Genomic DNA, 14,117 nt, shown 5'->3' on the forward strand with positions numbered 1-14,117 from the left:
ATCAGCACGATCGCGGCGGACAGAAGGTTCGAAATCGCGAGCAGCGTCCAATTCGGCCTGGCACTTGCGGCCGCGACCCGGCAGACGAGCCCTTCCACGAGCCTTAACATTCGTCCTCGGGAAGCCGATCGAGGTAGGCAATCCCGAATCCCGTGAGTTCTTCGGCATCGCTCCCGCGCGCTTCCCATCTCCCTTGCAGATGACGCTCGAGCAGGCAGCGACGGCAATCTGCGGCATCGACGTGGCGATGCCGGGCGCGGTAAACGGACCAAGCAATATCCACCGCCGTTCGCAGCGGGTCGTCGTCTACCATGTTCCAACTCCGAGATGGAGACGTTCATGGGACAGCAACTCGTTACGACGGCGGAAGTTTCCACTTTTTCCCGGTGGGGCCCGAAGCTGCGCACGGCCACCGCGGGCACAAGCAGGCGCCCTCGGAGAAATCAGGCGACGCGACGAGCCGCCATCTCTCCGGCTAGCACCAGCGCGGCGCGGCTGGCCCCGATTGATGCAATGCCCTGCCCGGCAATGTCGTACGCGGTGCCGTGCGCGGGCGTGCAGATCGGGAACGGGAAGCCGCCAAGCAAAGTCACGCCACGATCAAAACCCATCAGCTTCATCGCGATCTGGCCCTGGTCGTGATACATCGTCAGCACCGCATCGAAGGCGCCGCCCTTGGCGCGCAGGAATACGGTGTCAGCGGGAAATGGCCCTTCCGCGGCAATACCATCGCGCTGGCCGGCGGCGACCACGGGCGCAATGATGTCGATCTCTTCGCGGCCGAAATTGCCGCCGTCACCGGCATGCGGATTGAGACCGGCGACCGCGATGCGCGGCCGTGCGAAGCCGGCGTTGCGCATGCAGGCATCGGTCAGCTTCAGCGCGCTATGGATGCGTTCGCCGGACAGTCGCGCGGCGACGTCCTTGAGCGGGATGTGGGACGTCACGCGGGCGTTCCACAGCCGGTCCAGCACATTGAACTCGCTTGCGGGGGTTTTGAGTCCGACCACTTCGGCGGAGAATGCGATCTCGTCGTCATACTCGGCGCGGGCCAGCCGCATCGCCTGCTTGTTGAACGGCGTGAAGCAGACGGCATCGACCCGGCCGTCGCGGCCGAGCTCGAGCGCGTGCTTGTAGTTGGCAAGCGCGAACCTGCCGCCGGCAAGGCTCGCGATCCCCTGCTGGATGTCGCCGGGATCGAGATGGCCGAGGTCGACGAACAGAGTCTCGCCCTCCGCCGCGCGCAGATCGGCCCCCTGCTCCACTGTTGTCAGCTCCGGCTCGACGCCGGCAACGCGCGCGCCCGCGTCGAAGATGCGGCGGTCGCCGATCACGACAATCTGGCTGCGGGCGCGGATATCGTCCTGCACCACGAGCTTTGCGGTCAATTCCGGGCTGATGCCGGCGGGATCTCCCATTGCCAATGCAATGAGCGGCTTTGCGGTCATATGATCACTTTCTCCCGAGCGGTCTCTTGAGCGGTCTCTTGAGCTCTCTCTTGCGTTCTCTCTTGGGCTGTCGTCTCGTCGGTGGACGGCGCAGGCTTGCGCAGCAGGCGCGCAAGCTGCAGCACGAGCGGAAGCAGCAAAAGTGCGATGCCGGCCACGATCAGGCATGTCACCAGCTTGTTGGCGAAGAAGATCCCGAGCGATCCCTTGGACATCAGCATCGACTGCCGGAACGCGTCCTCGGCCTTGTCCCCGATGACGATCGCGAGCACGAGCGGCGCCAGCGGATAGAACAGCTTCTTGAAGAGATAGCCGACGATGCCGAAGCCGAGCATCATGACGACATCGAGATAGGAGTTCGATACCGAATAGGCGCCGACGACGCAGATGATCACGATCAGCGGCGCGATGATCACGAAGGGAATCCGCATCAGGGCCGCGAAGACCGGAACGGTCAGCAGCACGAGTGCGACGGCGACGATGTTGCCGACATACATCGAGGCAATCAGGCCCCAGACAAAGTCCTTCTGGTCGACGAACAGCATCGGCCCGGGATTGAGGCCCCAGATCATCAGCCCGCCCATCATGACGGCCGCAGTGGCCGAGCCGGGAATGCCGAGCGAGAGCATGGGCAGAAGCGCGCTGGTGCCAGCCGCATGATCGGCCGTCTCCGGCGAGATGATGCCTTCAAGCTCCCCGGTGCCGAAATATCTGCCACGGCGCGAGAAGCGCCGGGCGATGCCGTAGCTCATGAACGATGCCGCAGTCGGGCCACCGGGCGTGATCCCCATCCAGCATCCGATCGCCGCGCTGCGCAACAGCGCAACGCTATGCCGCGGCAGGCGACCGATCGCGCGAAACACCTCGCGCCACTCTATCTTCGACGAGACCGCGCGGGCATGAAACTCCTCTTCGACGGCCACGAGCAGCTCGCCGATGCCGAACAGGCCCATCACCGCGACGACGAAGTTGACGCCCTTGACCAGCTCGTCGACGCCCATGGTGAGGCGCACGCTGCCGGAGACGGTGTCGATGCCGATGGCGGCGATGGCAAAGCCGATCGCCAGCGCGACGACAGTCTTGATCGGAGCAGCCCCGCCCATGCCGACGAAGCTGGCGAAGGCAAGAAAATAGACCGCAAAATATTCCGCTGGCCCGAAGGCGAGTGCGACTTGCGCCACCCATGATGCGAGGAAGGTGATCAGGATGACGCCGATCAGCGCGCCGAATGCCGCCGAGCCGAAGGCGGTGGCGAGCGCCGTCGTCGGCCGTCCATCGCGCGCCATCGGGTAGCCGTCGAAGGTGGTGGCGACAGACGACGGCTCGCCCGGGATGTTGAACAGGATCGAGGTCACGGATCCCCCGAACAACGCGCCCCAATACATGCTGGAGAGCAGGATGATGGCAGAGACCGGCTGCATGCCGAAAGTCAGCGGCAGCAGCAGCGACACCCCGTTCGGAGCACCCAGCCCGGGCAGCACGCCGACGAGAATGCCGAGCAGCACGCCGATCACCATCAGCGCCAGATGCGGCAGCGTGATCGCGATACTGAAGCCGTGAAGGAGTTCCCCGAGATTGTCCATCGGCCTCTCCGTCAGAAGCCGAACGCCGCGGCGAGCGCGCCGTGCGGCAAGCTCACCTGGAACATGCGCTCGAACACGATGTAGAGCGCAAGCGCTGTCGCCGCCGCCATGCCAAGCGCGCGCGGCACGGATTGTTGTCGGGGGATCGCCAGTACCGCGAAGATGTACAGGGCCGAGGCGACGTACACCCCGGCCAACGGGATCGCAGCCACGAAAATCGCGGCCGGCACGAACAGGCCGGCAAGCCGGCGCAGCTCGATCGATGTGATGGCAATTGGGACGCTGGCGAGCGTCGCGGCCGGCATGACACCTCGAAACAGGTTGTAGAGGCTCCCGAGCACGATGATGATCCCGGTCAGGAACGGAAACGTCCCGGCGTCCACGCCCGCGCTCGACCAGCCGATGCCGTTATCGAGGCTGGAAATGACGACCGCCACACCGAAGCTGCCGGTGAGAACGGCTGTCGCAAGTTCGAGAGCGCGGCGCGATATCATCGAGGGCTCCGGTCAGGCCACGTACAGTGTCCGATTATGGCGCACGTGTTTTCCCAGCGTTCGCTGTCGTTCCGGCGGAGGGGTTTGAGGCGTGCGCAGCCTCACTTGACCAACCAACCCTGCTCGCTCGCAACCAGCCTGACGCGCTCGAGATCCTCCTTGATGAACTTGTCGAACTCGGCACCGGTCAGGAACGTGTCGACCTGGGAGGTTTTCTCGATGTAGTCCTTCCAGTCCGGCGTCGCCTGCACCTTCTTCATCAGGTCAACATAGAACGCGGCCTGGTCCGGCGTGACCTTGCCGGGGAGCCACACTGTGCGCGGCTGCTCATACTGCTTGATGTCGAGGCCCTGCTCGACGCAGGTCGGAACATCGCCCCAGCCTTCGGTCGCGGTGACCTTGGCGCCCTGCGGCAGCCGCTTCGGGCTGAAGACGCAAAGCGGGCGCTGGGTGGCGCCACGCCATTGCCCGAGACTCTCGCTGGGATTGTTGACGTGAGAGTCCAGGTGTCCGCCGGCGAGTTGCACGGCCGTCTCGGCGCCGCTCTTGAAGGGAATATAGGTCAGCTTGATGTGGCCGGCCTTCTCGATCATGCGGGTCAGCACCTCGTCGGTATCCTTTGACTGCGCGCCGCCCATCTTGAACTCGCCTGATGCGGCCGCCTTCAGATAATCGCCCGCCGTCTTGTAGGGCGCGTCCTGCTTGACCCAGAGCAGGAACTCGTCCTGCGCCATCGCCGCGATCGGGGTGAGATCGGTGTAGTTGAAAGCGACCTTGGAGACGAGCGGCTGCTGCCAGGCATTCGACGTGCCGAAGATCACCTTGTAGGGATCGCCGGCGGACGCCTTGCCGTAGACATAGCCTTCCGCGCCGCTGCCGCCGCCCTTGTTGACGACGACGATCGGCTGCTCCACCAGCTTGTGCTTGGTGATGATGTTCTGCACGGCGCGCGCGAGATTGTCCGTGCCGCCGCCGGGCCCGGCGGTCGCCACGAACTCGATCGGCTTTTGCGGCTGCCACGCCGAGAGCGCCGGCGTCGTGCCGGCGAGCACAATTACGGCTGCGGAGAGCAGAAGTTTTGATGTCTGACCCATGATGTCCTCCAGCTTATTTTTGTCTCTTGTTCTTGTTGTTTTCGACGTCCGGTCAGGCGACCCGTTCCTCGCCTCTTCCCGATGCCAACACGATTGCGCCTTCTTGTTCGAGCGCGTCGATCTGCTTCCGGTCGAACCCATGCTCGGCCAGCACCTCGCTTGTATGCTCACCGTAGACCGGCGCGCCCGTGCGCACTTTGCCTGGGGTCTCCGAAAACTTGACCGGCAAGCCGATCGTCTTCACGGGCCCGAGCGTGGAATGCTCGACCTCGACAACCATCTCGCGCGCCAGCGTCTGCGGATCGCTGAGCGCCTCCAGCATGTCGTGCACGGGCCCGCACGGCACGCCCTTCTCGTCCAGTGCCGCCAGCCAGTGCGCGCGCGTGCGGGTGCGGAAGCGCTCGCTCAGAACAGCTTCGAGCTCCTTCAAATTGGCCATGCGGTCGGCGCCGGTGACGAAGCGTGGATCGGCTGCGAGCTCGCTTGCGCCGAGCGCCTCCAGCATCAACAGCCAATGCTTCTTGTTGGCGCCGCCGACCACCAACCAGCCGTCCGAGGCCTCGAACGCCTGATATGGCGCGTTGAGCGGATGCGCCGAACCCATGGCCCGCGGCGCGGTGCCCGCGGCCAGCGCGATGGTCGACTGCCAGTAGGTCTGCACCAGCGCGGCCTCATAGAGCGAGGTCTCGACCCACTGCCCTTCGCCGGTCTTGAGACGGTGCGTGTAGGCCGCGAGGATGCCCATGCTCGCCAGCAGGCCGGCGGTGATGTCGGACAGCGGCGGGCCGCATTTCACGGGCGGACCATCGGGACGTTCGCCGGTAAAGCTCATGATTCCGCTCATGGCCTGGGCGACCAGATCGAAGCCGCGGCGATGCTTGTAGGGTCCGGTGCGGCCGAAGCCAGACAGCGAGCAATAGATCAGCGTTGGATGCTGCTTGTGCAGGTCGTCATAGCCGAAGCCGAGGCGCTCCATGGCGCCCGGCGCAAAATTCTCGACCAGCACGTCGGCGCCCGCGATCAGCCGCCGCAACACCTGCTTGCCGCCATCGGTCTTCAGATCCAGCACGATGCCGCGCTTGTTGCGGTTCATCATCAGGAAGGAGGCCGCCTCGTCGCCGATCTTCGGCGGCACCGAATGGCGGGTGTCGTCACCGTTCGGCGATTTCTCGATCTTGATGACGTCGGCGCCCATATCGGCCAGCATCAAGGTGCAGGTCGGCCCTGCCATGACATGGGTGAGATCGATCACCTTGAGGCCGGCAAGCGGCCCCGAACGGCCGGAGGTTGATTGCGAGCGATCGCTTTGCATCGGGGCGTCCTATTGGCCGCGCCATTGCGGCGCGCGCTTGGTGAGGAAAGCATCGAGCCCTTCGCGAAAATCCTGGCTCGTGTAGCACATCAGGATGAGGTCTTCGCCCTCGTCGGGCGTCAGGCGCCTTTGCAGGCGCGCCACGGCCTGCTTGGTCGCATTCAGCGTCAGCGGCGCGTGGCTGGCGAGCAATTTGGCAACCTCGTCCGCGCGCCTTTCGAGCGCGGCGATATCCTCGACGACCTCGCCGAGCAGCCCGACACTGGCAGCCTCGGTCGCGTCGACGAGCCGCGCCGTGAAGATCAGATCCTTGACGCGGGCGGCGCCGATCAGCGCGGTGAGACGACTGACATTGGACATCGACAGGCAGTTGCCGAGCGTGCGGGCAATGGGAAAGCCGATTTTCGCGCTTTGGGTGCCGATGCGGAGGTCACATGCCGCGGCAATGCCCGCGCCGCCGCCGGTGCAGAACCCGTTGATCGCCGCGATCGTCGGCACGCGGCACTGCTCGAGCGTGGTCAACACTCGATCGATGCGGTTCTCGTAGTCGATCGCGTCCTGCGGCGACTTGAAATCGCGGAACTGATTGATGTCGGTGCCCGCGGCAAACGCCTTGTCGCCGGCCCCGCGCAGCACCAGTACCTTGATCGCGTGATCGTCGTTGATCTCCTCGCAGATCGCGGCGAGCCGCTCATACATCGCGAAAGTGAAGGCGTTGCGCGCCTGCGGGCGGTTGAAGGTGATCCGCCCGATCCCGTCCTGGCGCTCGAAAACGAGGTCTTCCGCCTTCACCTGCTGGTCCATTTCCTCGATGTCCTTCTGCTTTTCTACATTTTTGAATGCAAAATGATCAATTTACAAGCCGGAACTTGCATTAATGCGTATATAGCTCCATTTTTGCATTCAATTGGACTTCAGACCCATGCTTCATGAGGAAGTCGTCGGCCGCATCCGGGCCATCCTGCTCGACGGCGAGATCCCGCCGGGCGCGCGGATTCCCGAGCGCGAACTGTGCGAGCGGCTGCAGATATCGCGCACGCCGCTCCGCGAGGCGCTCAAGGTGCTCGCCGCCGAAGGTCTCGTGCAGCTCCTGCCGCATCGCGGCTCGCGCGCAGCAAAACTGACCGACAAGGACATGCGCGACTTGTTCGAGGTCTGCCAGGGTCTCGAGGCGCTCGCCGGCGAACTCGCCTGCGAACGCATCACCGATGCCGAGATCGACGCGATTGCCGCCGCGCACGCGGACATGGTGCGGCATTATCGCGAACGCGATCTGATCCAGTACTATCGCGGCAACCGCGCCATTCACGAAGCCATCGTCGTTGCGGCCGGAAACCCGGTGCTCGCGGGGCTGTATACGTCCGTGACCGCGCGCATCCGCCGCGCGCGCTATGTCACGCCGATGACGCCCGAACGCTGGGCGGTCGCCGTGAAGGAGCACGATGCCATCCTGAACGCACTGCAGAGGCGCGACGGCGTCGGCCTCGCCCATATCCTGCGAGCGCATTTGCGCCACAAGCGCGAAGAGGTTTTGCAGGCGGGCTTTGCCGAAACGGAAGGGAGCGAGCTCGCGCCGAGAATTGCATGAGCCATAGGTCGCGGCGTACAAAGAATCTTGCGGTCACGCCGTATCGGGCGGCCAGCAGACACAATCACGACACAATCATTGATTGCCTTTGGCCGTACTGGCACGGATCGTGCTGACGAGGCTCGTCGGCAACGGACGTCTTTTGTCGCGCGCCGGAATTGCGCATCCAACTTCGACAAACCGAGATCATCGCCAAATCAATTCCACTTGCTCGCCTGCCTGAACCGGCGCAGCATTCGACCATCGGCGCGGGCCGAATGTAACGCGCAAGCAATTGCGCAAAACAAAAGACAAAAGCGGAGGAAACGCATGACAATCGATGTCTCACGTCGGTCCTTGTTGACCCTCGGGGCTGGCCTTGGTGCCAGCGCAATGCTCGGCGGCAGCGCCTTGGCGCGCGCTCCCAAGCTCGGCACCCAGACGCCCTACTGGCACCGCTTCGTTCTCGGCGACGCCGAAGTCACCGTCGTGTCCGACGGACCGCTTCCCCTGGGCGATCCCTCGGGCACCTTCACCGGTGTTTCCAAGGAAGAGGTGAAGAAGATGCTCGTCGACAATTTCCTGTCGCCGGACAATGTCGTGCTCGAGCAGAACTCGCCGATCGTCAACACCGGCGACAAGCTCATCCTGTTCGATACCGGCATGGGCTCATCCAAGATGTTCGGCGTCACCACCGGTCGGCAGCAGAAGAGCATGACCGAGGCCGGCATCAAGCCCGGCGACATCGACGCCGTGGTTTGCTCGCATGCCCATATCGACCACATCGGCGGCATCGTGGACGACGGCGGCAAGCCGCTGTTTCCCAACGCGCAGATCTACATCTCGCAGACCGATTTCGACTTCTGGACCGACGAAGGCAAGCTCGGCAGCGCGGCCAAGGATTTCGTCGTTCACGCCCGCAAGAACCTGCTGCCGGTCCGCGACCGCATCGTGTTCTTCAAGGACGGCCAGGAATTTCTGCCTGGCGTGCAGGCAATCGCAGCGCCCGGTCATACCGTCGGCCACACCATCTTCATGGTCTCGTCGGCCGGCAAGTCCTTCGCCTTCCTTGGTGACCTGTCGCATCATCCCGTCCTGCTGCTCGAGCGGCCGCGGATGGAATTCTCCTACGACACCGACCCGAAGCAGGCGGCCGAGTCACGCGTAAAACTGCTGACCATGCTTGCTGCGAACAAGACGCCCGTGATGTCCTATCACTTCGCCTGGCCGGGCTATGGCCATGTCGCCAAGGCGGGTGAAGGATTCCACTATTATCCCGAACCGATGCAGATGACTTTGTAATCGCCGGATCTGGTCCGGGCGACGCACGCGCCGCCCGGACCATCCGAACGATCACCGCCGTCCGACTGGCCGGTAAAGAACTTCAAATTGCGTGATGCCTCCGGCGGCGTTGGCGAACATTACTTCCTAGTTGCAAGTTAAGTTCATTTCGCTCAATTGCGTTTGGGAGCGTCAATGTCCCGCGAGAACGATGGTTTTGTCTTCCATCGCGACCTGCTCCAATGGGTCCCGGATGTTATCTATCGGGCCGTCAACTTCTTTGTCACATGGGACAAACTGCCGACCCTGCTCGGAGCCGTCAATCTCTCGGCGTTCCGCGACCGGCTGCGGGAGCGCAATCTGCACCATACCGGCTACGGCACGACATCGCCTCGCTGGAACACGGGCAATGACCGGTGGCGTTCCGCCGACGGCTCGTTCAACAGCCTCGACCATCCGCGCATGGGGATGGCTGGCGCCCGGTTCGGACGTAACTTCGCGCTGTCCGAATGCGTACCGGACAGCCTGGACGACCTGCTCGAACCCAGTCCGCGCGTGATCTCGGAGGAATTGCTGGCGCGCCACGAATTTATTCCGGCGACCAGCCTCAATCTGCTGGCCGCCGCCTGGATCCAGTTCGAAACGCATAATTGGTTCAGCCATGGGGCCCCTAAGTCGGGAAACGAGTTCAAAATTCCGCTGACGCCAAACGACGAATGGCCTGCGGATGAGCGGATCGACGACTGCATGAAGATCCGTCGGACCGTTTGCGACGAGACGCCACGTGAACCATGGCTCGGCGCGACCCCCACGTTCCGCAACCTCAACTCGCACTGGTGGGACGCCGGACAAATCTACGGCAGCGACCGCGCAAGGCAGATGCAGATCCGTTCCGGGGCAGATGGGAAGATCGCGGTCGGCGATGATGGGATGCTTCCAGCCGATCCGGTGCATCCCGGCGCCGATCTCACCGGCTTCAACGACAATTGGTGGGTGGGGCTCAGCCTGCTGCACAATCTCTTTGCACGCGAGCACAATGTCATCTGCGACGGCTTGAAGGCGCGGTATCCGACCTGGAAGGACGAGGAGCTATTCCAGCATGCGCGCCTGATCAACGCGGCCCTGATCGCCAAGATCCACACCGTCGAATGGACGCCAGGCATCCTCGGCCATCCCGCACTGGACTTCAGCATGCACGCCAACTGGTCGGGGATCCCGTGCCGGGTGCTGCGCGCCGTGCTCGGCAAGAACAGCGAAGCCGCCTTTGGCATCATCGGCTCTCCGACGGATCAGCACAGCGCGCCCTACGCGATGACCGAGGAATTCACCGCCGTGTACCGCCTGCACCCGTTGATCCCGGAAAACCTTGATGTACGGCGGCTCGATAGCACAGAGATTACCGCTAGCGACTTGGTCAAAATGCAGGGCCCCGCCTCCCGCAAGTTCATGCAGACTCACGGCTTCGCGAACCTGCTGTACTCGTTCGGCACCGCTCATCCCGGCGCCATTCGCCTCCACAATTTTCCCAACTTCCTGCGCCGGTTCACGAAAGACGGCCAGCCGCTGCTCGACGTGGCCGCGATCGACATCATGCGTGATCGCGAGCGCGGCGTGCCGCGCTACAACCGGTTTCGCGAGCTGGTCGGCAAGAAGCGGGTCAACACATTCGAAGAAATCACCAGCATCCCCGGTGCCGCCAGGAAGATGCGCGCGATCTACAAGGGCAACGTCGATCGCGTTGATCTGATGGTCGGATTATTGGCCGAGGACCTGCCGGAGGGTTTCGGCTTCAGCGATACCGCCTTCCGCATTTTCATCCTGATGGCATCGCGGCGTCTGAAGAGCGACCGGTTCTTCACCGATGACTACCGCGCGGAAGTCTACACCAACTTCGGTCTGGACTGGATCCACAACAACGGAATGAAATCGGTGCTGCTGCGGCATATGCCGCAACTCGGACCGGCGCTCGAGGGCGTCAACAATGCCTTCGCCCCGTGGAACGTCCTGCGAGGCTGAGCCTTGGCCCATATGTTCAGCATTCCGGGCCTCGTCCGCCTCGGATGAGCGTCAGCCGCCCTAGCACCCGAGCTTGTCGGCGATCCCACCAAAATCCTTGGCGACGATGTCCCAATTGCCGGTGGCCTCGAAATCGACCTTCTGAAGCGGACCGTATTCGGTCGGCCGCGCCACGAAGGCCGTCTTCAGCCCGTTCTTCTGCGCGGCGGCGAGATCGCCGTTGTGGGCCGCGACCATCATCACCTGCTCCGGCTTGAGGCCGAGCAGGCGCGCGGCGCCGAGATAGGTTTCGGGATCGGGCTTGTAGTGCTCGAACAGCTCGGCCGACATGATGAGGTCCCAGGGAAGCCCTGCGAACTTCGCCATGTTGGTGAGCAGCGCGACATTGCCGTTCGACAGCGGCGAGATCACGAATTTCGTCTTCAGTCGGGTCAGGCCGGCGACGCTGTCGGGCCACGGGTGCAAGCGGTGCCACCCCTTGGTGAGGTGATCGAGATCGGCCTCGGTCAGCTTTGGAATCGAAAATTGCGCGACCAGTTTTTCGAGCGAGCGGCGATGCAGATCATCGAGCATGACGTAGCCGCGCTCGGGATGTTTGCGCACGTCATCCATCGAAGCCATGTACATGCCGCGCCAGCCGTCGACCAAGGCGGTCCAGTCGGCGCTGATGCCGCGGCCCTTCGCCCACCACATGAAGTCGGTGATCAGGCTGGTGCGCCAGTCGACGACGGTGCCGAACACGTCGAAGACCAGGGCTTTGACGGCGGAGAGGTCGGACATGTGCGCTTCCTCTTTTTGTTGTTCGTCATTCGGGGACTCTCGTCAGAGCGGCCCCGGAATCCAGAGGTTATTGGCACGAGATTCCGGCCTCGACGCTGTCGCGCCGTCCTGAATGACGGCAGTCGTCAGTCGAGGTGGAATTTCGCCAGCTCGCGGTGCTCGGCCTTGATGTAGCGCACGGTGCCGGTGACGGAGCGCATCACCACCGTCTCGGTCTCGATCACGCCGTCCTTGCGGAATTTGACGCCCGACAGCAGCGAGCCCGTGGTGACGCCGGTGGCTGCGAACAGGCAGTCGCCGCGCGCCATGTCCTCGATGCCGTAGATCATCTTGGGATCGCTGACGCCCATCTTGGCGGCGCGCTCGCGCTTCTCGTCGGAGTCGAGGATGAGACGGCACTGCATCTGGCCGCCAATGCAGCGCAGCGCCACGGCCGCGAGCACGCCTTCCGGCGCGCCGCCGGTGCCGAGATACATGTCGACGCCGGTATTGTCGGGGTCGGCGCAGTGGATCACGCCGGCGACGTCGCCGTCGGTGATCAGGCGCACGGCGGCGCCAGTCGATCGCACGCTCTCGATGATGCTGGCATGGCGTGGCCGGTCGAGCACGAGAACGGTGATGCCGTCGGGCTTGACGCCCTTGGCCTTGGCGAGCCGGCGGACGTTTTCGGCCGGTGTCGCATCGAGCTCGACGACGCCCTTGTCGTAACCGGGACCGATCGCGAGCTTCTGCATATAGACGTCGGGGGCGTGCAGCAGCGTGCCGCCGTCGGCCATCGCCATGGTGGCAATCGAGCCCGGCATGTTCTTGGCGCACAGCGTGGTGCCTTCAAGCGGATCGACGGCGATGTCGACCTGCGGGCCGGCGTTCATGCCGACCTTCTCGCCGATGAAGAGCATCGGCGCCTCGTCGCGCTCGCCCTCGCCGATGACGATGGTGCCCTCGATCGGCAGCTTGTTGAGCTCGCGCCGCATCGCGTCCACCGCGGCCTGGTCGGCCGCCTTCTCGTTGCCGTGCCCGCGCAGACGCGCCGAAGACACCGCCGCCCGCTCCGTCACACGCACGATCTCCAGCGTGAGAATGCGCTCGAGCAATGCTTGCGGCGGGACTGAAATATGGGTCGACATCGGCTCACTCCTTCGAAACAGTTTTGGACGGACATCTCCGCCGCATCAACTCGTAACACCCACAGTTCGTTCGAACCGTGTCAGTTCTTCTCGATCCTGATAACCTGTGGCCGTCCGCTGATCACCTTGTCCTTCTGCACGGCCGCGAGCGCACGGCGCACGGCGTCCTCATGCGTGGCATAGGTGATGAGAATGACAGGCACCGGGACCGCCTTGCCGTCTGCCGGCGCAGGGCCGCCATTGGGATGGCGCTGCACGATCGACTCGATTGAAATCTTCTGCTCGGCGAGCCGGGTCGCGATCGCAGCCGCGGTGCCCGGGAAATCGCGTGCCAGAAGGCGGATGTAGTAGCCGCCCTCGTGGCGCTCCATCGGCGCCTTCTTGGTGTCGCGCAGCTGCGAAATCGGCCGGCCGAACGGATTGGCGCGAATGCCGCGCGCAACGTCGGCGATGTCGGCGACGACGGCGGATGCGGTCGCGGCGCCGCCGGCACCGGGGCCGACCAGCGTGATCGGCGGGATGCCCTCGCCATCGATCGTGACCGCGTTGGTGACACCCATCACCTGCGCTATCGAGGAGGATTTCGGAACCATGGTCGGATGCACGCGCTGCTCGATGCCCGTGGCGGTGCGAACCGCGACGCCGAGCAGCTTGAGCCGGTAACCGAGATCGTCAGCGGCACGGAGATCTTCCGGCGCGATGGAGGAGATACCTTCGACATACACCGCGCTTTGAGCAACTTTCGTGCCGAAAGCGAGGCTGGCGAGAATGGCGAGCTTTTGCGCGGTATCGTGGCCGTCGACGTCGAATGACGGATCGGCCTCGGCATAGCCGAGCCGTTGCGCGTCCTTCAGGCATTCGGCGAAGGACAGGCCCTCCTGCTCCATCCGGGTCAGGATGTAATTGCAGGTGCCGTTGAGGATGCCGTAGACCCGGTTGATGCCGGTTCCGGCAAGACCTTCGCGTAACGTCTTGATGACAGGGATCGCAGCGCCGACGGCTGCTTCGAAATTCAGCGCGCCGCCGTGCTTTTCGGCGGCCTTTGCCAGCTTGAGGCCGTGCTTTGCCAGCAACGCCTTGTTGGCGGTGACGACGGACTTGCCGGCGGCGAGCGCGGCCTCGACCGCCGCCAGCGCGGGATCGCCCGCGCCGCCCATCAGCTCGACGAAGCAGTCGATGCCCGGATGCGTGGCGAGGGCAAGCGGATCCTTGACCCATTCGATGCCGCGCAGATCGACGCCGCGCTTCTTCGCCTTCGAGCGTGCGGTGACGGCGACGACACGGATGCCACGGCCGCTGCGGCCGGCAAGCACCCGCGCCTGCGTTTCGATCAGACGGACAACTTCGGCGCCCACGGTGCCGAGCCCCGCTATGCCCACTTTCAGGGGTGCAACCATGATGCCTTGGAAAACCTG

13 protein-coding genes are annotated in these 14,117 nt (G+C 64.0%); 3 read left to right on the forward strand and 10 right to left on the reverse strand.

Annotated features, from left to right (window positions below):
* Positions 1–103: 103 nt before the first annotated feature.
* The 7 genes from IVB54_RS20955 to IVB54_RS20985 all read right to left on the reverse strand — a co-directional run bounded on the left by IVB54_RS20955 (position 104) and on the right by IVB54_RS20985 (position 6,735).
* Positions 104–313 carry a hypothetical protein gene (locus tag IVB54_RS20955; protein ID WP_083926364.1) on the reverse strand — a complete coding sequence of 70 codons (210 nt, stop codon included), beginning with the start codon at positions 311–313 and terminating at the stop codon, positions 104–106.
* A 130-nt stretch (positions 314–443) separates the two neighbouring features.
* The gene (locus tag IVB54_RS20960; RefSeq protein ID WP_018454417.1) at positions 444–1,448 is read right to left on the reverse strand and encodes a 4-hydroxythreonine-4-phosphate dehydrogenase PdxA; all 1,005 of its coding nucleotides are present in this window, start codon (positions 1,446–1,448) and stop codon (positions 444–446) included.
* Positions 1,445–3,031: a tripartite tricarboxylate transporter permease gene (locus IVB54_RS20965; protein WP_018454418.1), complete on the reverse strand. Its 1,587-nt coding sequence runs from the start codon at positions 3,029–3,031 to the stop codon at positions 1,445–1,447. The genes IVB54_RS20960 and IVB54_RS20965 overlap by 4 nt, the downstream gene beginning before the upstream one ends.
* An 11-nt stretch (positions 3,032–3,042) precedes the next feature.
* On the reverse strand, positions 3,043–3,525 hold the full coding sequence (locus IVB54_RS20970) for a tripartite tricarboxylate transporter TctB family protein (protein ID WP_018454419.1): 483 nt from the start codon (positions 3,523–3,525) through the stop codon (positions 3,043–3,045).
* Between the two features lie 101 nt (positions 3,526–3,626).
* The gene (locus tag IVB54_RS20975; RefSeq protein ID WP_026232729.1) at positions 3,627–4,619 is read right to left on the reverse strand and encodes a tripartite tricarboxylate transporter substrate-binding protein; all 993 of its coding nucleotides are present in this window, start codon (positions 4,617–4,619) and stop codon (positions 3,627–3,629) included.
* A gap of 52 nt (positions 4,620–4,671) precedes the next feature.
* A complete protein-coding gene (locus tag IVB54_RS20980) occupies positions 4,672–5,931 on the reverse strand; it encodes a CoA transferase (protein WP_204511108.1) in 1,260 nt (419 codons plus the stop codon).
* A gap of 9 nt (positions 5,932–5,940) precedes the next feature.
* On the reverse strand, positions 5,941–6,735 hold the full coding sequence (locus IVB54_RS20985) for an enoyl-CoA hydratase/isomerase family protein (RefSeq protein WP_018454422.1): 795 nt from the start codon (positions 6,733–6,735) through the stop codon (positions 5,941–5,943).
* Between the two features lie 118 nt (positions 6,736–6,853).
* On the opposite strand from IVB54_RS20985, the gene IVB54_RS20990 reads away from it, so the two are divergent.
* The 3 genes from IVB54_RS20990 (at position 6,854) to IVB54_RS21000 (ending at position 10,795) form a co-directional block, all read left to right on the forward strand.
* Positions 6,854–7,519 (forward strand): GntR family transcriptional regulator, encoded by a 666-nt coding sequence (locus IVB54_RS20990; RefSeq protein ID WP_018454423.1) that lies wholly within the window; start codon positions 6,854–6,856, stop codon positions 7,517–7,519.
* Between the two features lie 309 nt (positions 7,520–7,828).
* Positions 7,829–8,800, forward strand: coding sequence for an MBL fold metallo-hydrolase (locus IVB54_RS20995; protein ID WP_026232731.1), 972 nt, complete (start codon positions 7,829–7,831; stop codon positions 8,798–8,800).
* Positions 8,801–8,974: 174 nt separating this feature from the next.
* Entirely contained in the window at positions 8,975–10,795 is a 1,821-nt protein-coding gene (locus tag IVB54_RS21000) for a peroxidase family protein (protein ID WP_018454425.1), read from the forward strand.
* A 60-nt stretch (positions 10,796–10,855) separates the two neighbouring features.
* Here IVB54_RS21000 and IVB54_RS21005 read toward each other — a convergent pair whose 3' ends face one another.
* The 3 genes from IVB54_RS21005 to IVB54_RS21015 all read right to left on the reverse strand — a co-directional run bounded on the left by IVB54_RS21005 (position 10,856) and on the right by IVB54_RS21015 (position 14,099).
* Positions 10,856–11,575: a haloacid dehalogenase type II gene (locus tag IVB54_RS21005; RefSeq protein ID WP_018454426.1), complete on the reverse strand. Its 720-nt coding sequence runs from the start codon at positions 11,573–11,575 to the stop codon at positions 10,856–10,858.
* Positions 11,576–11,700: 125 nt separating this feature from the next.
* On the reverse strand, positions 11,701–12,702 hold the full coding sequence (gene glpX / locus IVB54_RS21010; protein ID WP_018454427.1) for a class II fructose-bisphosphatase: 1,002 nt from the start codon (positions 12,700–12,702) through the stop codon (positions 11,701–11,703).
* Between the two features lie 80 nt (positions 12,703–12,782).
* On the reverse strand, positions 12,783–14,099 hold the full coding sequence (locus tag IVB54_RS21015; protein ID WP_018454428.1) for a homoserine dehydrogenase: 1,317 nt from the start codon (positions 14,097–14,099) through the stop codon (positions 12,783–12,785).
* Between the last annotated feature and the right edge of the window lie 18 nt (positions 14,100–14,117).

The sequence above is a fragment of the Bradyrhizobium sp. CW1 genome, from assembly GCF_023100665.1.
GTDB lineage: Bacteria > Pseudomonadota > Alphaproteobacteria > Rhizobiales > Xanthobacteraceae > Bradyrhizobium > Bradyrhizobium canariense_D.